The organism is Aestuariibius insulae (genome assembly GCF_040783535.2).
Taxonomy (GTDB): Bacteria; Pseudomonadota; Alphaproteobacteria; order Rhodobacterales; family Rhodobacteraceae; genus Aestuariibius; species Aestuariibius insulae.
This window is the reverse complement of record NZ_JBFONW020000001.1, coordinates 359,378-379,786: the sequence shown is the minus strand read 5'-3', so window position 1 is coordinate 379,786 and position 20,409 is coordinate 359,378. Positions and strand designations below refer to the sequence as shown.

General features: G+C 55.7%; 15 protein-coding genes. 9 read left to right on the top strand and 6 right to left on the bottom strand.

Translation table 11 applies throughout. The features are described from left to right. Positions 1 to 69 precede the first annotated feature (69 nt). The 5 genes from AAD018_RS01825 to AAD018_RS01805 all read left to right on the top strand — a co-directional run bounded on the left by AAD018_RS01825 (position 70) and on the right by AAD018_RS01805 (position 7,559). A complete protein-coding gene (locus AAD018_RS01825) occupies positions 70 to 1,620 on the top strand; it encodes a flagellin N-terminal helical domain-containing protein (protein WP_367313839.1) in 1,551 nt (516 codons plus the stop codon). Positions 1,621 to 1,696: 76 nt separating this feature from the next. After that, on the top strand, positions 1,697 to 2,074 hold the full coding sequence (flaF, locus tag AAD018_RS01820; protein WP_367313840.1) for a flagellar biosynthesis regulator FlaF: 378 nt from the start codon (positions 1,697 to 1,699) through the stop codon (positions 2,072 to 2,074). Then, a complete protein-coding gene (flbT, locus tag AAD018_RS01815; protein WP_367313841.1) occupies positions 2,074 to 2,478 on the top strand; it encodes a flagellar biosynthesis repressor FlbT in 405 nt (134 codons plus the stop codon). The genes flaF and flbT overlap by 1 nt, the downstream gene beginning before the upstream one ends. Further along, a complete protein-coding gene (locus AAD018_RS01810) occupies positions 2,478 to 3,260 on the top strand; it encodes a DUF1217 domain-containing protein (protein WP_367313842.1) in 783 nt (260 codons plus the stop codon). Before flbT ends, AAD018_RS01810 begins: the two co-directional genes overlap by 1 nt. A 1,722-nt stretch (positions 3,261 to 4,982) precedes the next feature. Then, the gene (locus AAD018_RS01805) at positions 4,983 to 7,559 is read left to right on the top strand and encodes an HWE histidine kinase domain-containing protein (RefSeq protein ID WP_367313843.1); all 2,577 of its coding nucleotides are present in this window, start codon (positions 4,983 to 4,985) and stop codon (positions 7,557 to 7,559) included. 446 nt (positions 7,560 to 8,005) lie between these two features. Here AAD018_RS01805 and AAD018_RS01800 read toward each other — a convergent pair whose 3' ends face one another. The 5 genes from AAD018_RS01800 to AAD018_RS01780 all read right to left on the bottom strand — a co-directional run bounded on the left by AAD018_RS01800 (position 8,006) and on the right by AAD018_RS01780 (position 11,700). Beyond that, positions 8,006 to 8,773 carry a YHYH protein gene (locus tag AAD018_RS01800; RefSeq protein WP_367313844.1) on the bottom strand — a complete coding sequence of 256 codons (768 nt, stop codon included), beginning with the start codon at positions 8,771 to 8,773 and terminating at the stop codon, positions 8,006 to 8,008. Positions 8,774 to 8,985: 212 nt separating this feature from the next. After that, entirely contained in the window at positions 8,986 to 9,291 is a 306-nt protein-coding gene (locus tag AAD018_RS01795) for a hypothetical protein (protein ID WP_367313845.1), read from the bottom strand. A 146-nt stretch (positions 9,292 to 9,437) separates the two neighbouring features. Continuing rightward, a complete protein-coding gene (locus AAD018_RS01790) occupies positions 9,438 to 10,397 on the bottom strand; it encodes a YHYH protein (RefSeq protein WP_367313846.1) in 960 nt (319 codons plus the stop codon). Positions 10,398 to 10,443: 46 nt separating this feature from the next. Then, positions 10,444 to 11,085, bottom strand: a complete 642-nt coding sequence (locus AAD018_RS01785) for a PEBP family protein (protein WP_367313847.1) — start codon at positions 11,083 to 11,085, stop codon at positions 10,444 to 10,446. A 33-nt stretch (positions 11,086 to 11,118) separates the two neighbouring features. After that, positions 11,119 to 11,700 carry an EF-hand domain-containing protein gene (locus AAD018_RS01780; RefSeq protein WP_367313848.1) on the bottom strand — a complete coding sequence of 194 codons (582 nt, stop codon included), beginning with the start codon at positions 11,698 to 11,700 and terminating at the stop codon, positions 11,119 to 11,121. Positions 11,701 to 11,893: 193 nt separating this feature from the next. Between AAD018_RS01780 and AAD018_RS01775 the strand changes: the two genes are divergently transcribed. Next, positions 11,894 to 12,610 carry a response regulator gene (locus AAD018_RS01775; protein WP_367313849.1) on the top strand — a complete coding sequence of 239 codons (717 nt, stop codon included), beginning with the start codon at positions 11,894 to 11,896 and terminating at the stop codon, positions 12,608 to 12,610. After that, entirely contained in the window at positions 12,604 to 13,959 is a 1,356-nt protein-coding gene (locus AAD018_RS01770; RefSeq protein WP_367313850.1) for an ATP-binding protein, read from the top strand. The genes AAD018_RS01775 and AAD018_RS01770 overlap by 7 nt, the downstream gene beginning before the upstream one ends. A 644-nt stretch (positions 13,960 to 14,603) precedes the next feature. On the opposite strand, the gene AAD018_RS01765 is transcribed toward AAD018_RS01770, so the two are convergent. Next, a complete protein-coding gene (locus tag AAD018_RS01765) occupies positions 14,604 to 15,302 on the bottom strand; it encodes a lytic transglycosylase domain-containing protein (protein ID WP_367313851.1) in 699 nt (232 codons plus the stop codon). A 252-nt stretch (positions 15,303 to 15,554) separates the two neighbouring features. Between AAD018_RS01765 and AAD018_RS01760 the strand changes: the two genes are divergently transcribed. Both AAD018_RS01760 and AAD018_RS01755 read left to right on the top strand, forming a co-directional pair. Beyond that, positions 15,555 to 15,947, top strand: coding sequence for a hypothetical protein (locus AAD018_RS01760; RefSeq protein ID WP_367313852.1), 393 nt, complete (start codon positions 15,555 to 15,557; stop codon positions 15,945 to 15,947). Positions 15,948 to 15,952: 5 nt separating this feature from the next. Next, a complete protein-coding gene (locus AAD018_RS01755) occupies positions 15,953 to 20,356 on the top strand; it encodes an nSTAND1 domain-containing NTPase (RefSeq protein ID WP_367313853.1) in 4,404 nt (1,467 codons plus the stop codon). Positions 20,357 to 20,409 lie beyond the last annotated feature (53 nt).

The following is a 20,409-nucleotide window of genomic DNA, read 5'->3' as shown; positions in this document are numbered from 1 at the left end:
CAGAATGATATGGTGATCCAAACGGATCAAGAGACCCGCGGCAAAGGTCCCGCAAACAAGGAGCTTGGTATGTCCAGCATTTTGACAAACAACAGCGCAATGGTCGCGCTTCAGACTCTCAAATCGATCAATAGCGATCTTTCGAAAACCCAATCCATGATCTCGACCGGAAAAGAGGTTGGATCAGCCCGGGACAACGCTTCTGTCTGGGCCATCTCCAAGGTGATGGAGGCAGACGTTAAGGGCTTTCAGAACATCTCGGACAGTCTCTCCCTTGGGCAGTCCACAGTGGCAGTTGCACGAAATGCCTCGGAAACGGTCACCGACCTGCTGACCGAAATCAAAGGCAAGATCGTCGCTTCACAGCAGTCGAATGTTGACCGCGGCAAGATCCAGACAGATGTCGAAGCCCTTACGGGACAGATCAAATCTGTTTTGAGCGCGGCTCAGTTCAACGGCCAGAACCTTGTCGATAACTTCGACGAGGCAAGCATTTTGTCCTCGCTGGATCGAGCCAACGATGGAACAGTGACCGCGGCATCTATTTCTTTCACTGGGCAGAACCTGACAACAGATGCAGGTACGCTGGAGACCGCGACTGCAATCAATCGGATCGGCAGTGTTGACGATGCCGGCGCCTATACGATCGGCGGAGGAGCAACCCTCGAAAACACCGCCAATACCGCGACTGTGACACTGGCGACGGATCTGAACAACGGTGATACGGTGACAATCAATGTCGGAGATCAGCAATTCACGTATACCAACAACGACTTCAATGGTGACGGGTCGGCTATGGCCATTGCCGATCTTGAGGACGTGGTCGCGGCAGGTCTTGGTAGCCTTGGACTTGAGAACGTCACCACCTCCGTTACCGGTGCTGGAGAGATCACGCTGAGTTCGACGAATGCGTTCGAATCCTTTGCCATTTCAGGAAGCTCTCCGACAACGACGGTAACGGTCGCAGGAGACGGGGCCGGAAGCGATACGCTGATCGCACGTGCCGAGACAATCTCACTCGGCGGCCAGAATGGAGGTGCCGTCAACGAAGGAGACGGTTACCAGATCGCATTGGGTGGCAACACATTCAACTATGTGGCCAAAGCAGGCGATACGCTTAACGATGTTGCAAGCGGTCTTAAACGTGTGATTGATGCCGGCGGCGTCGCGGGAATTTCGGTGAAAGTAAATACCGTTAATGATCCTGTTCTTTCCGCTCCAACGATTCAGATCGACAATAGTGATGCCTCTGCAGTTACCTTGACGGTTGATGACGGCGCTGGCGGTATTGCCTCGGGTGGTTTGATCGGTCTCGACGGCATTGATGTGACGACAACCGAGGGCGCCCAAAATGCACTCGCCAACATCGAAGGGCTGATCCAGACTGCGATCAATGCAGCTGCTGAATTCGGTTCGGTTCAAGGGCGGATCGACTCGCAAAGCGAGTTCATCAGCAATCTGACCGATAGCCTCAAGTCGGGGATCGGATCCCTTGTCGATGCCGATATGGAGGCTGCGTCTGCCCGACTTCAAGCTTTGCAGGTACAGCAGCAGTTGGGGATTCAGTCTCTGTCTATCGCCAACCAGGCACCCCAGTCGATCCTGTCGCTCTTCCGCTAATATCCACGAGGGAGCCTCCGATAGAGGCTCCCTCATTCCGGCACTTATTATTGAATATTTTCTCTGAGGTTTCAGAATGAACGCTCATGACTTGGCCTTGAAGGCGTATGGTGCGCCTGGCGGCCCCATACGATCTGCACGCGATACGGAACACGCGGCTTTTAGTAAGATTACACAACGCATCTGCAAGGCGCGGGATGCCAATCCATTTAACTTCGCGGAGCTTGCAGAAGCTCTTTACGACAATCAGAGGCTCTGGACGCTTGTGGCTATGGATGTCGCAGATGAAGGCAACGGTCTATCCGCCGAATTGCGAGGCCGTCTTTTCTATCTGGCACAATTTTCGACAAACCAGACGAAGCTTGTCCTTGGTCAGAAAGGTTCGGTAGATTCCATTATTGAAGTGAATACGGCGATCATGCGCGGCCTTCGCCCCATAAGGGATGCGGCATAATGGCGGGGCTGGTTCTCAAACTAACGCCCAACGAGCGTCTGTTGATCAACGGAGCTGTTCTTGAAAATGGCGAACAGCGCAGCAAGATCAGGATCATGACACCAAACGCTCGGATCCTACGCCTAAAGGATGCGATCCATCCGGAGGAGGCGACGACACCAGTGACGCGTTTATGTTATCATATTCAACTTATCTTATCCGGAGATCGCGAGGGTGCAGTTGCCAAAAAGGAGATCCTTGACGGGATCGAAACGCTGAGCCGTATTTTTACAGATCCGGACAGTAAGGGATATCTGGACAGTGCATCGAGCGCGATGATCGATCAAAACCCCTATCGCGCTTTAAAGGCTCTCCGATCCCTTGTTCCCCGTGAACTTAGGCTCCTGCAGGCGTCCGCAGACTGATGTTTCAACCGGTTCTTCCAATACAGGGCTATGGGGGATGGCAGTTCTTACAGCGAACCCTCGACCAACAAAGGGATACGTTCCAAGAGACCCCTGTTGTTAAACGCCTTACGGAAGCTTTCGAAGAAAAGATCGGAACAGTGCTCACAGCAGGACAACTTGTTGAAGATCGAGATCTCCTGCAGGTTGCGCTTGGGGCCTTTGGGCTGGATGAGGACATCGGAAATACCTTCTTCATCAGAAGGATTCTTGAGGACGGCACTCTTGACCCAGCTGCTCTTTCAAATCGGCTAAGCGATGTGAGATATCGCAATTTTGCAGATGCCTTTGGCTTTGGTGCCAATCAAATACCAAAGACGATCGAGCCAGATTTTGCGTCAGATATTATCGAGCAATACCAAGCAAGACAATTCGAGCGGGCTGTCGGGGATCAGAATGATGATTTCCGTCTATCGCTCAACGTAGAACCGGCCATTGCAGAGATTCTCAAGCGCAGCAACGATATCGATGCTCAGTGGTTCTCGGTCATGGGAACGCCCCCTCTTCGCAAAGTTTTCGAAGTTGCTTTCGGACTTCCCTCATCATTCGCGCAAATCGATCTAGATCAACAACTTGAAGTCCTTAAAGACCGTAGTCGATCGCTCTTTGGAGATACAAACCTGGCATCGATTTCCCAGAAAGAGCAGACCGAAAAGCTAATCCGACTTTTTCTGCTTAGGAGCGAGGCTGAGGCAGCAGTTCTACCGCAAGGTCAGATAGCACTCTCATTACTACAAAGCTAACAGCCTTTGCGGTAGCTAGCGTATTTTACAAACTTTGACTAGAGCCATCTGCACTAAAATAAGTTCTTCGAATACAAGAAATTTATCATCTAAGCCTTATTTCCCTTTTTAGGTTTGAATGGAGTTTGTTCAAACAGAGGCAGTGCGGCAAAGCGCTTTCTACCGAGAATTCTGAAGTTCCGTAAGCCTTGACTATGCGGCATCGTTTATCTTCCCGGTCCGGGACTAATTTATCTTCCACATGGTAATCGGCTTAGCTGTCGGTTAGTGCTGGTTAGTCAGTGCAAATCGAAGTTTGTCGAGTCAATGCTCGATGCTCTTGCTTGCATGGTCCGCCGTCGTTTCATCATGGAAACAGACCGCGCTCGCGCCAGGCTTGATCGTACGGCACCTGACGTCGTAATTTTCCTTACGCTTCACGGAACAATACGATACGTTAACTCTGCAACCGGCGCGCTGTTTGACGAACGCTTACTGCTTCGGATTGAACGATGTCCGTTACTCAGGAAGTCAGAACGTGCATCGGCCTTCATGCCTGGGTTCAACGCCAATTCAATAGGTGCGCATTGTCTCAATAGTCTTGCGTTAGGTTAACCCGCTTATGCAGATCCAAATGGCTCCAAGGCCGTTGTATCGGTTGAAAAGGATGGTGTGCACTGTAGTGCAATCTCCACGACTCCTCGAACGGACGGTCGGAATTATGAGCGTTGCACTCCGGTTGACCCTAAGCGAGGCAGATCTCGTTCTCGGTTTGACGAGAGACGCGCCGACTTCGCTAGGGCGCCGATCGTTTAGGGGTCGAACCGACTACGGTGTGCCTATTCCGAGAGCGTCCATACGCGAAGTTGGATCTGAGAGGACAGTCTGAACTCGCGCAGTTTATCCTTCACAGACATACGCCATCGAAATAATTGGTTTTATGACTATAGTAAGAGATTGGATCTTCGCAGCCGGGCCAGCTAAAGCCTATGCTGTCGGCGGCGCGACCGAGCAATTAGACCGTGATTTGGCGCTTATAGCGAATGGCAAGTTCTACGCGCTACAGTGCAGTATTTGGCCCATGCGTTGGAGGATAACTATAAGCTGTCTGTGCTGTCAGACAAAGCCAATATTAGTCATTGGCTGCGCGGCATTCGCTGGTCTCTGTTGGCCCGGTTTACGTTCCTTTCGCGTTATCGCTACCTGCTCAGGGAGCGGAAGATACATCAGCAAGGGCGAGCAACCGGGCTTATCAATGGCCGCGGTACAACATGATACGCCATGACCCAAGGATCCTTGAGGCTCGACTGCCTAGACACCCGACGTCCTTAAGGTTCCCGGACAGAGCTTTGAGACGTTGGACTGGGTTCGGGAGTAGATGCAGACCGATGAAGCACGGGCGCCTCACGGTTTTTGATTGTGGATCGCAAGATCAACGTTTTTGGTGTTCCTGCCGGTGGCGACCGTGTGTTGCCGAGATTACCGCAGTGCTTGGCACCGATACCAGATGGCAGGTGGCTTTGAATGAGGTCAGGCGTTGACTTGTAGCTGACGGACATTTTCGAGGGTTTGGCCTGGAAAAAGAGGATCTCGGGTGTGGCTCCGTGGTTCACACGTCGCCCGATTGATAGCGTGTCCCTGTCCGCGACGCTGTGGTGATTTGCCAGCGGACCGGCGGCCCTGTAGTGGTCAAAGGGGATCACGCTTTTCATCCGATTTGAACGGTACCGAGAGAGACAAGGCATGCTTAAAACAGTTGATGGGGAAGCCCTCAGTCTCGACAATTGCGATCGAGAGCCGATCCATACGCCTGGCCAGATCCAGCCTTTCGGCACACTGCTGGCCGGGGCGCCGTCCCTCTCTGCGATTGAGTATGCGGGCGCCAATCTGGCCGATCATCTTGGATATGAGGCCAAGGATGTACTGGGTACATCCTTTGGCGAGCTTCTTCCGAGCAATGTCATTCACGATGTTCGGAACATCTTGTCCTATTCCACTGCTGACAGTCAGCGGGAACGCGTCGGCCGGTATGCCGTCAACGATCGCGAGGTCGAGATCTATGCCCACCGGACCGCGAACAATCACGCCATTGTTGAGTTTGAGTCGGGCCTAGAGGATCCGCTGGCAGGAAAGCGGGCTCCGATCGAGCAGGCTCGGCTGTTCCTCGCAAAGGCGTCGAGCATGAGGCAGATCGACCGTCTTATGCATATCGCCGTGTTCGGATTGCGCGAAATCACCGGCTATGATCGCGTCAAAGCGTATCGGTATGCTGAGGATGGCAGCGGGGAGGTCATAGCAGAGGCGCGGAATGGAAGCGTGCCAAGCTTTCTTGGGCTGCGCTATCCCGCATGGGACGTGCCCACGCAAGCGAGAGCTTTGCAGGTCAGAAACCCGTTACGGATGCTGTCAGATGTCCGGCAGGAGCCGATCCCGCTTCTAGCACAAGACCAGAGCGCGCCCGCTCTTGATATGTCGCTTGCGCATCTGCGCGGCATCTCTCCGATCCATGTCGAATATCTCAGCAATATGGGTGTCGGCGCGACGCTGACGATCGGCCTTATCGTGGACGGCAAGTTGTGGGGGATGTTCGCCTGCCATCATATGAGCCCTCGTGTGATCGAATCCGATACCCGCATTGCCGCAGAGCTTTTCGGGCAGATGATATCGCTGCTGATCAAGGAGCGGATCGAGAACGAACAGGCAGAGGCCCGTGCCCAGACAGCGAGCGCCCGTCAGGAAATCATTGCGAAATCGGATGCGACCACCGATCTGCTTCACGCGTTTCCGGCAGTGGCAAAGGTGCTTCGAAACCTGGTGGAGTGCGATGGTCTCGCCGTGCTTCGCGAAGACCGGCTTCAGACAGATGGATCCGTTCCCTCGCCCGACGCGATCCGGGCTATCGGAGGCCTGGCGGCTTCGGACGAAAACCTTCTTCGAGAAACGAGTTCTCTTGCCGAAGCTGGTTGGCACGAGAACGGGTTCGGGGAAGGGCATGATCTGAACAAGTCCGCAGGATGTATGCTGGTACGCGCAACCGCGGCCTTTCCGCTACAGCTTTTGTTCTTTCGCGATGAGATCGTTCAGACGGTTCGCTGGGCGGGCAAGCCGGAAAAGGAATACGACAAAGGGCCCTATGGCTCTCGTATCACGCCGCGGGGGTCGTTCGAGGCCTATCTGAAAGAGTTGCGCGACAGGTCAGCGCCATGGACGCCCTTCGACCTGTCCGCGGCCCGCGAGATCCAGATTATGCTCACCCAGATCACGGCAAAGGGAGAGCGAAAGGAACTGGATCGGCACAAGGATCTGGTCAGTCACCAGCGCCAGCAGGATCTGATGATCGCTGAACTGAACCACCGGGTGAAAAACATCCTCGCCCTCATCCGGTCCCTGTCACGTCAGGCCAAGGCGTCTTCCGCGTCGCTCGAGAGTTACGCTCTGGCCCTTGAGCAGAGGATTGCAGCCCTTGCAGCGGCTCATGACCTTGCGGTGTCCGATTCCATGCGCGGTGTCTCTCTCCGCGGCATCCTGGATACCGAGTTGGGCCCGTATTTGAGGGACGATCAAGCCCAGGTCGTCCTCTCCGGTCCGATCGTTGGCCTGCGTGCGGACGTGGCTCCGATGATTGCGCTGGTGTTCCATGAGATCGTCAGCAACGCGGCCAAGTATGGAGCGCTCTCGACAACTGACGGCATCGTGCAGGCGCGCTGGTCGGTCGATCCGGATGGTCTGACCTTCAACTGGCGCGAAATTGGCGGCCCACCTGTCGAGGCGCCGTCCCGGCATGGCTTCGGTCGGTCTTTGATCGAGAAGGCTATTCCCTACGAATTCGATGGCTCGGTCTCGCTCGACTATGATCCTGCAGGCGTGAAGTTCAGCTTCGATTTACCTGCGCGAAACCTGGTCGATCTCGACGAGGAGACCCAACCGAAGCTGGCCATGAAAGTCGGCGAGATCAAACATGTCGCGACGGGAAAAACCGCGTTGATCGTGGAGGACAACGTGGTGCTCGCCATGGATATGGTCGAGAGCATCACGCGTCTTGGAGCCGAGAAGATTGAGACTGCGGGAACGATCGAAAGCGGCCTTGAACTGTTGGATCATCACGAGTTTGACTTTGCGGTGCTCGACATGAACCTGCGCGGCGAGGTTGCTTTTGATCTGGCGCTGAGGCTCAGGAAGGAAGGCGTGCCGTTCATCTTTGTTACCGGCTATGGATCACGGATCGACGTTCCTCCGGAATTGGAAGAGATCCAGATCCTGACAAAACCGGTAGATGACGGAACGCTGTCTCGCGGACTGGCCGACATTTTGAAATCGTAAGACTAAGGGATTGCAGCACAAACGTCTTTTCGAAGCGATGTCTGCCGCGTCTCGCTTCTATCCAGACCTCCGATCTTGACCTGCTACAGTGCGTTTAGTCGCTGGAAGACTGTACAAAATAGCGTCTTCGGTTCAGCGGGTCGAATGGCAGCGTAGTTCGAGCCTTCGGTCTCTAAAGGGTGGCGGCATTCGCCGTTGTCGCGAGTGGATCAAATGCGGACTACGGGCGCAACATTAAGATGGCGGATTGTGTTATCGAGGAGCTGGGGGGTGGGGCGTCCCAAAAGGCTCTAGAGGTGCTTGGGGTAGTGCGTCAGGGCCCCGAACGGACCCCATAGGGACGCGCTGGATGTTTGATGTCGGATTCTGCATGGGCGTCGGCTAATGCGTCAGTCTCCGCGTTGATCGCAGTATTTCATCTAGCACCATTCTTTAGCCGTCGTCACCTATCGGAGGTCGGCTGCCCCCCGGGGGTGTCGATCGCCGCGTCCGCCGATGAAGTCACTCGACACGGTTCCTTTGAAGCAGCGTGGAAAGAACGGATAGGTGTCGGTTGCGAAATAGACATACTGACCGTTGAACATGGCGCCGTTGCATTCATCCAGAGTGCCAGAGCCTGCGACAAATTCGTAGTCCTGCACATAGGTGCCGTCGTGGGCGCCACCCGGACCGGAGGCACGCTCCCCAGGTTTCAGTTGCCACGATGATTGTGCCTCAGCGCCCACGTAGTGGATTTCGAACCCGTCCGCGGCATAGCCGAAGAGCGTGCCGTCAAGCGCGCCTGTCACTGCGAAAGGGATGCCGTGGTAGTGATACATCCCATCCCCGTCTACATGCGCATTCTGGGCGTCCATGACGAGCCCCCCGATCCCTTCGACGTTCCATCCCGAAGAGGGATCGCGCGAGTAGCCCCTTTCGGACGACGGATCATAGTATTCCGCAGTGCCCGGGCGCAAGGGGATGCCGGTCACCGTAACGCCCGAGATACGAACTCTGCTGGTGACGGTGCCAGTCAGCTCTGGTGTCGCATCCAGGCAAAATTGATGGTTCTGTTCTTGCACTGTGGCCCAGGCGCGCCAAGGGCCGGTTTCATGATCCGGCACGCCGTCGGATGTAATACAGCGCCGGTCGCCCTCTAAGGTGATCGTCACATGCGCCTGAGCCGCGCCGCTGGTCAAAAGCGTTAGAGCGAGCATGGCGCCAAGGGTTTTCATGCTGACCTCCGGGTCATTGGATAAATATCGAACGGGTTCAAAGTCTTGATGGGTCTGTTCGTTCATGGCCTCGTCTCCTGTTTTCTGGCTGTTGTCATGCTAAGATCATCGGGCCGTCATTTCGGTCAGCAGCGGCGTATATGGCCCGCGATGATCGCCCTGGCCTTCTTCATTCAGAGGTCGTCGCTGAAGCGTATGGAAACGGTCGCCCATTAGGCTAGCTTCACAGGTCGCGAGCCATTCGTGGGTGCAGACGAGCCTGACCACCGGGTAGCGGGGTCCTGCACGGTACCCGCGCGGTCATTTGCCATGCCGACAGGACCCTGTGCGCCGGTCCTTCGATGGACGGCGACGTATTGGATCATTCCAGTCTTTGAGCAGGCCGGGCGGTTGGTCGGGCGCGCGATGACAGCGACTTCGCTTGGCTCGAGCTCTGCGATGTCGATCTCTACCGGACCGGCCTCGACTTCGATCAATCGATCCTCGGCGACAGGGCGGTCGGTGGGATGCCGTCCCAATCGACGAGCGTGGCGGGTTGAGCGTTCAGGAGCACTGGGCAGAACACACCGGTAGAAGAGGCGCCGACGGAGGCGATGACGAGGATCAGGATCTGCCCTGATACCTGGTGGACCCGGATCGCGGTCCGTTCGGCGAAGTCCGCATTTCATCGGCAGTACTCGCCGCTTACGACCTCGCCAGCATTCGTGACGGTGCGCGTCGTGACGTCGTAGCAGCCGGGCGTTTCGGAGGGAGCGTAGCGGATGTAGTAGTCTTCGCCCTCGTAGCTGTAGTCCATGCTTCGCTGGCCGTCAGGACTTTCGGTAAAGGCGAGGCCTTCGACGCCGCCGCTTGGAGGCCGTCCTAGGGATACGCTACCGCCGTCCACCGCCGTCAGAACCCGCACACGGGGCAGCGTGTCGAAGGCCGCTACCTCGCCCATGAGGCATTGCACGATGTAAGGAGCATCCTCGGACGTGTGGTAGCGATAGCCGAACGTCTCGTCTGGCTGGCCGTTGCAGATATCGAGGGCGCCCTCGGGGATAGCAGTGCCATCGGGGTTCAAGCGCCCATAGATCGGATAGCCGTCGAAGGCCCAGCCGATAACTGCGCCAGGGCCGGAATTCTCCATCTGCGCGATCATGCAGGTCGGCTCAGCGTGGTAGTGATAGTCGTCGCCGCGCCCGGCATGGCCGCCGCAGACATCGAGCTGGCCGGTCTGGATGGTGTCATGATGCGCCTGGTGGTGTGCGAGATCGGATTGGCTCATTTCTCCGCCTGCCGTGTAGTCGAAGATGGGCACCCCGTTTACGGCGACGCCGAGGGCCGAGTCGCGGGTGAGCGGCATCATGCCCGGCACCGGATCGAGCAGGATTGGAGCCGCGTAATCGGCGGGGACAGGCACCTGCTCGTTCGTGCCGGTGATGCCGGTCATCATCTCGTGGTCGGGATACGTGTCCGATCGAAGGACGGCGTGCGCGTCGGTGCAGGTGACAGTGACGCTGTCGTCAAATCCGGCGTCAGCGACGGAGGCGGCAATCGCCTCGCAATGGTCGCCATGGGCCTGCGCCGCATTGGAAAAAGCGAGGCCACCGAGGATCGCGATCAGGAGGTAGCGATTGATCATTGCGGTGCTCCTTCATCCGGTGGGGCTTTGGTCTCGTGAGGCGGCCTCATTCGACGGTGAGGCGGCAGAGGATCGTATTATCCCGCTGTAGGTCCGGGCCCCAGATAAACTGGGCGTTGGGGGACCATGAGATCCGGTCGTAGCCATCCTTTGGGTCGACTGCGGCTGGAGAGTGGATCGTGGCCTCGGGCCAGGCGGAGGCATCGAAGGCGGGCAGATCCCATCCGTCCGGCTCTTCTGCGATGTCGAAGCCGCACGCCCCTTCCCCCGCGACAGGGTTGGCCTCTGCCGCGCAGGCTGGATCGAGTGGGGCGGCGTGAATGACGCGGCACAGCCAATCCGCGCCGGATAGGGCAACGGGGCGACCGGCAGCATCGATGATCTGAAGGATGACTCCTCCATCGCTGATCTGCTGGCGGCGCGTGCCGATGTATTCGAGTCCAGTATCGTTCTCGATAAAGTCGCGGGCAACGAGGCCGATGGTAAAGGGACGCTCCGCCGCGAAGGCGAAGCTCTCCGCATTGAAGGATCGTTCAGTGGTGATTGGCACGCTATCCTCGGCAACCGAGAGGCCGTCTATGCGCATGTCGAACCAGTTATCGGCCCAGATGTCCGCCTGAAACGTCTCAGCCCATGAGATGGCCGGACACAAGGCTGGCAGACAAAGGGCAATGGAAACGAGGCGCATAGGCTATCCTTCCTTGTCAAAGCTGAGAGCAGGTCAGTCGCGGTCCCGTCGTGAAGGACGGTCCTGAAGCGTCAAAGCGTCGTCGCCATCTCGGTCAAGGCGGACGACCGCATCGCCGAAGCGGGCGTCGATCTCTTCTGCGGTGATCGCGCCGGAGCCATCGGCATCAAGGTGCTGGAACCGATCGACGATCCGTTCCTCGATGCGGGCGACGTAGATCGGCTCGAACTCTGCCAGAGAGAGATTGCCGTCGCCGTTCGCATCGGCGCTTGTGATCTGGGCAGCGAGGAAGGCGTCGATTTCCTCCTGCGAGACAGTCTCGCTTCCGTCCGCATCGAGTTCGGCAAAGAGCGTACGAAGGTCGCCAGGGCCAAACACGCCAACCAGACCGCCACCTTGCTTTCGACCGCGGCGCCCAGCTCTGACGTCGCCGGAACGTTGGCCGCGTGCCTGCGCGGGCGCCGACCGCGCGTCTGCAGGTGCTCTATTCAGTTCTGGGGCGGGGCTTCCCTGGGTTGAGGCGTCAGGACCGGGCAGCCCTTGCGCGACAGCGAGCGTTGCGCGTCCGGCTACGAGTGTAGTTGCGATTAGGATATATTGGGTGAGGGTTCGCATAGATGTCTCCTATCTGAGGCGGATCGGCCCGTGGTCGTCGCAGCCGGTCCGCCGGATCTGAAACCGGCTTGCCATGCATCGAGGGCCCTGCCGAGCAGGGCGTTGTCGCTGTTTGTCGCTAGACCTATGGCCTGATACATTTCGCGACAAAAAAATCTGCACATGGCCCTGCGCAGGCCGGTAGATTGTCCCTGTGACTAATACAGAGCCTCATATTCTCGTCGTCGACGATGCCCGCGAGATTCGCGAGCCGCTCGGCCGTTACCTCCGCGGACATGGCCATCGCACGAGCCTAGCGGCAAACGCTGCAGTAGCGCGGCAGGCGATTGAGGAACGGGCTGTCAACCTAGCAGTGGTGGACGTGATGATGCCGGGCGAAGATGGGCTGTCCTTGACGCGCTGGCTGGTCGACCGGGGCGGCCCGCCGGTCGTCCTGCTCACGGCCATGGCCGAGGAAGCCGACCGCGTGCTGGGGCTGGAACTCGGCGCCGATGACTACGTCGTAAAGCCGTTCTCACCGCGGGAGCTGCTTGCACGCATCCGCGCTGTTCTGCGTCGGACACAGCCGGTTAGCTCCCAAATCGCGCTGGAGACGCGGCGCTTCGCGGGCTGGTCGTTTGATCCAGCTTCACGCATGCTCGCACATCAGGACGGACGAACCGCGACGCTGACCTCTGGCGAGGCGCGGCTTCTTCGCGTCTTTCTCGATAATCCTCGCGCGATCCTTTCGCGCGAGCGTCTCCTGGATCTCACGCAGGGGCGAGAAGCGAAGATCTATGATCGGACCATCGACAACGCTGTGGTACGTCTGCGCCGAAAGCTGGAGGATGACCGCGCGAATCCGCGTCTGCTGGTTACCGAATGGGGCGGCGGCTATGCCCTCGCGACCGACGTGGACGCTGAATGCTGAGGCGGATATGGCCGGACGGGATCGGAGCGCGTCTCGCCCTGCTGCTGGCGGCTATACTGGTCGCCGCGAACTTTGTGGCCTTGGCCCTGCTCTCGCTGGAGCGGGACAGGCTTGACCGGCAGGCCCGCGCCGAGCGCGAGGTGGAACGGGCCGCCTCGCTTGTCCCTGCGCTGGAGGCGGTCGCACGAAATCAGCGCGATGACATCGCCCGTCTAGCCTCGACCCGGCGGACCCGGCTGAGGGTGCAGGACCTGCCGAGACTCGCCTCGACCTCGAGCGATCGCCGGTCCAACAGCCTACGAGCGGCTCTGGAGAACGCGCTGCCCGGTCGTACGATCCGGGCGAGCGTTCGACCTCGGAAAAGTGGTCACAGCGCGCGAGATGTCGAGACAGTGATAGTGTCCATCGCCCTGTCCGATCCTGGAGGACGCTCGGGAAACTGGTTGAACCTCGTGTCCTCTCCGTTTGGCAGCCGCGTCTCGCAGCGCCGCCAGCAGGACTTCGTGGTCGCTCTTGGCCTCTCGCTGCTTGGCGTCCTTGGAGCCACGCTTCTTATTACAAGGCGGATGACCCGCCCCCTCGGAACGCTTGCCGACGCGGCACAGGCTGCTGGCAGAGGCGACCGGTCCGCGCGCGTCCCCGAGCGAGGTCCCCGGGAAGTGAGAGAGGCAGCGATCGCTTTCAACGATATGCAAAGCCGCGTAGCTCGTTTCGAGTCCGAGAGGATGCGAACGATGGCGGCCGTCGGACATGATTTGCGAACGCCGATTACGTCTTTGCGCATTCGGGCCGAGATGCTGGCCGAAAACGAGAAGGGCGAAGCAGCCGCCGAGGCTAAGGCCATGCTCGCCACCCTCGGGTCCATGGAGGTGATGGCCGACGGCCTTGTCACCTACGCAAGAGACACGAGCGACGCCGAGCCGACACGGCGCTCCGATCTCGCTAGCTTCCTCAGCCGGATCGCAAAGGAGCGCGGTGCGACGTTGGGGCAGACCACCGCCCTCGATGTCGATATTCGTCCCGTCGCTGTCACGCGTGCTGTCGGCAATCTGATCGACAATGCAATACGCTATGCCGGGACTGCGACTGTGTCCTTGACTGCCGAAGGCGGAGAGGCCGTGATCGCTGTGGAGGACCAGGGACCCGGCATATCCAAGGCGCATCTCACCGATATCACGGAGCCCTTTGTGAGAGGAGAGGCGTCCCGGAGCGCCGAGACAGGCGGATCTGGTCTCGGTCTAGCAATCGCGCGCGCTGTCGCTGAAAGCCATGGTGGGACGCTACGCCTTGTCAATCGCGCTGAGGGCGGCCTTCGGGCCGAGCTTAGATTGCCACGTCAAGGACGCTAGGAGGATAGATACCTGGCATCGCTCGAATTCGTTGATCTCGATTGCGAAAGCTCCATAAGTAGGCTCATTCCAGGGATCAAAACGTCATGATCCGTGCAACAAAGTGCTGCTTTGTCCCATCAGCAACGAGCCAAGTGGCAATGTATTGAAAGTCTGTATTCCTAAGGACAGCATTTAGATATCCCTAAACTGACACTTCCTCTTGGTAGAAAAAACAACTGCTCCTTTACTGTCAGATGGTTGAAACGAATTCGCCGACCTCATGACCATGTAAATTCGCTCTCAACTTGGCGAGTAACCAGAATGACGAAAAACATGACCCGAATGGTCAAACATCACGGGTCGTCACAAATGTCAGTTCCTCATAAGAGTGCAACTTCGGTCCTATCTCAAAGATGGATCACTTGTAACTGGCGGAAAAAATTAAGAAAAATGAACCGAATTTCTTGGTTTTCTGATAAGCTTACAAGCGTAACCGATAACCTTGCAGTTTTTCGACCTGTAGAGCTCAATTTAGAAATTGATCGCGATACGGCGAGAAAGATTTAGAGCATTCTGACACGAGAAAAATTCATTCATTTACAATGGGGTAACATAGAATTTCCGGAGTGCGGGCCGGCGCAATGACCGGCCCGCGCTTTACCTTACTGTGCCGCGGCGAGCGCTTTTTCTATCTTCGGAAGCATTGGAAGCACACGGGATCTTGCTAGATCAACGCCACCGTAATTGTTGGTGAAGCTGCCATCGTGGTGGCGTGCGTAGACATACTCGTCACCAAGACCAGCACGCTTTGCGGCGGCGTAGTTGTCTAGTGTGTGCTCCACCAGTGCGCGCGCCTGCTCTTGCACGTCCCAACGGTTGGCATTAGTCAAACCATATGCCTCACCAGTCTTGCGGATGAACTGCCCCAAGCCCTGTGCGCTGGTAGTACCTGCTGCTGCGTCGGGGTTAAAACCGGATTCGACGTAGGCGATTGCAAGCACCATGGCTTCCTGGTCTGCTGTCATATATGCCCGCTTGGCCGCCGCACGAATGGCATTGATGCTGGCGCGCTGAGTGGCTTGGGTTGCATCACCCCAGATGCGTGAGTTCCCGCGAAGTTGGCCATTCTCCACGATTGGAGCGTTGTAGTATGACCATTCAACAACCGTTTTGTACTTCGCACCTTTCTTTGCATAAAGGCTGACGTAGGGATCTTCGGTCGCAACGCTAGTGGTGACTACATGCGCAGGCTGTTCGATGCGAGTAGCGATATCGCCAGAAACGCAGCCGGAAGTGGTAAAGGATATGGCTGCAACGGCAACCATGTTGACTGCGGTACGGCCGTTGAAAACGTGTGTCATCGGAAGCTCCATTTGTTGGTTCCGATGCCGAGGTTGGGAGTGTTGAGATCGGCGCTTTAGGCCGCCGATCGGTGCCGATGAGCACGTCTAGAGCTCTATAATCATGTGATAAAATTTGAACGGCAAGGATCGGCGCGATCGGCGCCGAACGGTGTCTGCAGTGCTGCTGGAAAAGCGTGTTCGCGTTAGAATTGCGTCGAATCGACAGCCTGATTAGGCTTGTCTGAAGTCATTTGATTTGGGGGATTTGAGGTGCCGGTAACGAATGGTGAGCTTGTTCAGGAGTTGGTGAGGAGAGCGCTAGTTAAGCATCCGCAGCTCAACAAGACGGGGGTCTCTGGCGACCAAGGAGATGGCCATCAACCTTACGGCTTTGCAGCAAAGCAGTTGTTGAATGCTGAGAAGGGTGAGAATGTCACAACCCAGAAACTAGCTGCGATTGCTCAGCGGCTCGGAGAGCTGCTTGGGGAAGAATTGTCGGCCGAGGATCTTGTCGGACCAGAGGAAGATGCTTCTGCTGGAGCAGAGGAAATGCCTCGCGTTGGGAAAGTTATGACCGCCATTGCGGCCGAGGGCGCGCCGGCTGTGAATGCCGAAGAGAATGCTCACGTCAGCATCAGCATTAGCAACACGGCGAAAGACTGAGTTCTTTGGCCAACCGTGACGATACGAGCTCGAACGAGCAGAAGGCTGTTGCGACGGGCAGAGGCTCTCTGGCAATCAACGCAGCCGAGTATGCTAATGTCACGGTCTATCAGTACGTCACCTATGCAGGTGACAAGGTCACGGTCCGGGAGACCATCGACCCATCCCGTTGCCCATACCCCGGTCTGGAGACCTTCCGAACTTCTGAGGCCAAGTACTTTGCCGGTCGGGCGGACGATGCCGCTGAGCTGGAAGCCAAGCTGAGAGATCATGACATCTGCGGAGTGATCGCGGCATCCGGTGCGGGCAAGTCTTCTCTTGTCCATGCAGGTTTGATCCCTGTTCTTGCAGAACGCGAGATGGAAGCTTGGGACATCTTCGCCTTCAAGCCCGGCCAGGAGCCGCTCTATGGTCTCGCCCGATCCATGTCCGGTGTGCTGGCGGAAGCGGAGACCCGCAAAGGCCAGTTTGATGAGATTGATGCCACTGTTGCTGATCTGCGCGAAACGCCCGGGCGTCTGCGGAGATACATCGAAGACATCATCAGCCGCCGGGCATCTGCGGCTGATGGCAAGCAGCATCGCGTCCTGATCTTCGTTGATCAGTGGGAAGAACTCTACACGCGTGAGAACGACGACGATCGGGACATTCTCGTTCGGGAGCTGATGGACGTGGCTGAGCGTGGTCTTGCCAAGGTACTTCTGACAATGCGCATCGATTTTATGAATGATCTCGTGAGCAAGAGCACGGAGTTTTACGATGTATTGGAACCCGCTGTCCTCATCCTCCGCCCTCTAAGTGAAACCGGCCGCAGGGCGGCGATAGAGAAGCCCGCTGAGGTCGCTGGATTAAGAGTGCCACCGGAACTGACATCCAGATTAATAGCGGATCTGGGGAAAGACAACGGCGCGCTTCCCTATCTCCAGTTTGTCCTGCGCCAGCTCTGGGAGATGCGCGACAAAGAAGCGAATAGCCTGACGACTGCAACGTATGACAATATGGACGGTCTCAAGGGCGCAATCGAAGCCCACGCCGATGATGTGTTCCGAAAGTTGTCGAAAGAGGAACAAGGCCTGGCGAAACGCGTTCTGCCGCGCCTTGCCAACGTATCCGAAAATGGCATCACGTCACGGCGTCTACCCTTTGCCGACTTCGACGAACCTGCCAGAAAGCTGCTGCGGCAGCTCGCAGAGACGGACGCGCGTCTGATCGTTCTGAGTTCGGCAACGGACGACGTCACTGAGGCTGAGATCGTCGCTGAAGTCGCGCATGAAGCCCTCCTAGACGACTGGAAAACCCTCTCAGGCTGGATTGCAGACCGCAAAGACTTCTTCCGCCTCAGAAACAAGCTCGAAGCTGATGCAAAAGCATGGGTCGAGAACGACAAAAACCCCGAGTTTTTGATATCCGCAGGAAAGCCTCTCTTGGATGCTGAAGACTTGCTCGCCAAAGCGCTGCCAAGCGATCTCAGCAAAGACCTCGACGTTTTCGTCTCAATGTCCACGGAGAAGAAGAAACAAGATGACGACGCTCAACGACATGCCGACTTGGAGCAGCTTGCTAGGCTAAAAGCCAAGAACCGTGGACTGATGGCCCTCGCTGCTGTGCTCATCCTGGCAACCATTGGCGCTGGATACTTTTGGAATCAAAGTATCCTTGCAGGCCGCGACGCAGAGAGACAGCGCGTTGCCGCAGAGACAGCTCTAGATGCAGAGAAAGTGGCAACGGAATTAGCAGCCGCATCTGCAGAGGCCGAGATGGCAGCGAGAATAGATTCTGAAGCGGCTGAGCTTGAGGCTCAAAGAAACTACATTTCTACCCTTTTGGAGCAAGCAGAGCTCGCGATATCTACACAAGATTTCTCTCTTGCCGGAGCGAAAGTCGATGCTGCGGTTGAAGCCCTTGAAGCGCTTCCAGATGACTTCGATCTGATTGCTACAATAAATCTGACAAGGCACCGCTCAGAGAACTCCATAGATGAGGCAAACGTTCCTCGTGAAATCAATGACGGTAGATTCTATTTTTCACCTTCAACTCAGCATCTTATATCAGTCAACTTGCTGACCTTAGCGGAGCTTGAAGTATCAAATGGCGTTGTCAAAACTTTTGATACACGAAGGTTTACCCGCCTCGAGGCACATATAGTTGGAACCGATTTTTTCTTTACACTGGACGAAGATTTTGAGGGAGCGTTTGGGGCAACAACCGACGAGCTCTCAAGAAGAACCTTCGTTCTAACACAGGATCTCAATCAGCTCGCTATCCTCAACAGCGAACCACCGTCAATCAGCAAAGTAAGCCTCAGTGCGTTAGATACCGAGAATATACCTGAGAACCTATCTTATTTTGAATATGCTCCGGCAGTTGGCAAGATTATCCTTTCGAATGGTAAGCAATTTTCGCTTCTTGATCCCAACGATGCCTCCGTTCATCAACTGGATCTCGAAGAGTTACGGTTACTACCTTACCACCTCGTTCAAGATGCCTTTCTAAGCATCAATAGCTATTCCGCAGATCAATCCAGAGAGTTGATATCCGCCATTGGTCGTGCCGTCGAGGACGAAGAAGGCGGTAGATCTAGAACTATGTCGGCCGTCGCACAACGCAGGGACTTTCACCATATACCAAGCTGCTACACTGCCTTACTTAGCTTTGAAAATGGTAATACCATTATATTTGATACACAAAAAAACAAGATTCAGCGCGCGTTCTCATTTAGAGGCGTTCCATATTCCACATTTCTCAGCTCAGATTGTAAGTTGGCGCTGTTGGTTGATGAGCTTGGATATACAGAACTATGGGATGTTGATTTGGGGCAGCCGACGTTGCGATTAACTGCCCCAACAGATTTCAATGCTGTCCTTGGGTTCAGCGAAGACAATAGCTTTGGGGTTCGAGTTAGAAATGATGAATTGCCGAATGAGGCAAATTTCTTAAACCCACCTTTTGAGGAGGGCGACCGAGTCGAACTCTCAAACCTCGCTCAGTATACTCAAGTCGCGCCGGGAAAGTTTCACAGGATATTCAGCGAAGCTAACACCCAGCTATATTCATTGCTCCCAAGGCTTGGCTTCAGACAAAGGCGTATAACAGGTGTAGAGAGCGCATCCTTTAGTGAAGGCTTATTATTGACGGTAGACGAAGCAAGTACTAGCCCATCTCTAAGGGTCTATACCAAAGAACTTCAAGAAATCGACAGTTTGCTTCTCGACGAGACGGGAGCTGATATTGCATTTCTCAAGTACGTTCCGAAAACGCGCCGATTTGTTTTTCTTTTGGAGGGGAACGTTCATATTTTCGATAGAGGCATCTCGAACGTTACGAGATTTGAGAATTCTGGGCGAGAAGAAACCATTGAGCTCTGGTCAGAAGCTGAAGGTATACTTGCAACCAGCCGAATTTTTGATGTTTTGATCAATGATCGGTACTTCGTGCGAGAAGACAACGGCGCGTTTGTGCTGTTTGATTTGGAAGCGGTCGATCCATTGCTTACCAATTCAATCGTTGAGTATTCAACTGCGATTACGCCAGAGGATGGTGATTTTCTAGATGGGTATTTTTGGCTTCTCGCTAGAAATGCAGAAGGCGTACCCGGCATTTATAGATTTGGATACGATTCGAGTTCTCTAGAACATATTGTAAGTCTCCCATCAGACTGCGGAGTATCCTTGTCCAAGATTCGGCAGGACTTATTTGTCTATCATTACTCGAATGACGATTTTGAATGCTCGACCCCAGGAACCTCCTATATTCAGAGGCGCTCCAACTTTGTAGCGCTGGAGTTTTTTGACGGCTTTATGCTAGATGCGCTACCTGAGCAGGATATCTATTTATTCTACCACTCGAAAAATACTAGTCGGATTGAGGCCCGTTCCGGGGCATCGTCATGTAATTTCAATGCAAGTTCTCAACCGCGGATCTCACATCTTAGGCCCGGGAAAGTGCCGATAAGTAGTCCGGCCAGAGAGAGAATTTCTGGATTAGAAGGATTTTATTCAGGCGCGATTGATTCGTTTCTCCGGCAGAAGAGATTTGTCTTATCTCCCCCGGGGACCTATATCATTGGCACAGACTATTGGACGGTGGAACGCCGCGAAGTCGCTACCTGTTCGACGACTTGGAGACGTGAATTTCTGACTGGTCAAGGACGCGTGGATAAGCTGTCCCACACCACGGGTTCCTCAGACGGTGAAGAAATCTATGTACTTCGGAGCAACTCTGGACAAATGAGTGTGCTTCAAGCAACGTCTGGGCAAACTATCGATAACTTTGATACGTTCGGAGATCCTCGTAGAATTTTAATTGATCCGAGCAATCAGATTTTTGGATTTTCTAGTAGCTATGGTCCACCTCATACCATCTACACAATACAGCAGGGTTACTCCCAGATCCGTGCGTCGTCCGATTAGTAGTGCATCATTATACCATGCACACGTGGATTTAACACTTTTTTATAAGATGC

Excerpts from the sequence above, each read along its gene's own strand:
- AAD018_RS01825 (WP_367313839.1), top strand. The coding sequence starts at position 70 with ATGTCCAGCATTTTGACAAACAACAGCGCAATGGTCGCGCTTCAGACT.
- flaF (WP_367313840.1), top strand. The coding sequence starts at position 1,697 with ATGAACGCTCATGACTTGGCCTTGAAGGCGTATGGTGCGCCTGGCGGC.
- flbT (WP_367313841.1), top strand. The coding sequence starts at position 2,074 with ATGGCGGGGCTGGTTCTCAAACTAACGCCCAACGAGCGTCTGTTGATC.
- AAD018_RS01810 (WP_367313842.1), top strand. The coding sequence starts at position 2,478 with ATGTTTCAACCGGTTCTTCCAATACAGGGCTATGGGGGATGGCAGTTC.
- AAD018_RS01805 (WP_367313843.1), top strand. The coding sequence starts at position 4,983 with ATGCTTAAAACAGTTGATGGGGAAGCCCTCAGTCTCGACAATTGCGAT.
- AAD018_RS01800 (WP_367313844.1), bottom strand. The coding sequence starts at position 8,773 with ATGAAAACCCTTGGCGCCATGCTCGCTCTAACGCTTTTGACCAGCGGC.
- AAD018_RS01790 (WP_367313846.1), bottom strand. The coding sequence starts at position 10,397 with ATGATCAATCGCTACCTCCTGATCGCGATCCTCGGTGGCCTCGCTTTT.
- AAD018_RS01785 (WP_367313847.1), bottom strand. The coding sequence starts at position 11,085 with ATGCGCCTCGTTTCCATTGCCCTTTGTCTGCCAGCCTTGTGTCCGGCC.
- AAD018_RS01780 (WP_367313848.1), bottom strand. The coding sequence starts at position 11,700 with ATGCGAACCCTCACCCAATATATCCTAATCGCAACTACACTCGTAGCC.
- AAD018_RS01770 (WP_367313850.1), top strand. The coding sequence starts at position 12,604 with ATGCTGAGGCGGATATGGCCGGACGGGATCGGAGCGCGTCTCGCCCTG.
- AAD018_RS01765 (WP_367313851.1), bottom strand. The coding sequence starts at position 15,302 with ATGACACACGTTTTCAACGGCCGTACCGCAGTCAACATGGTTGCCGTT.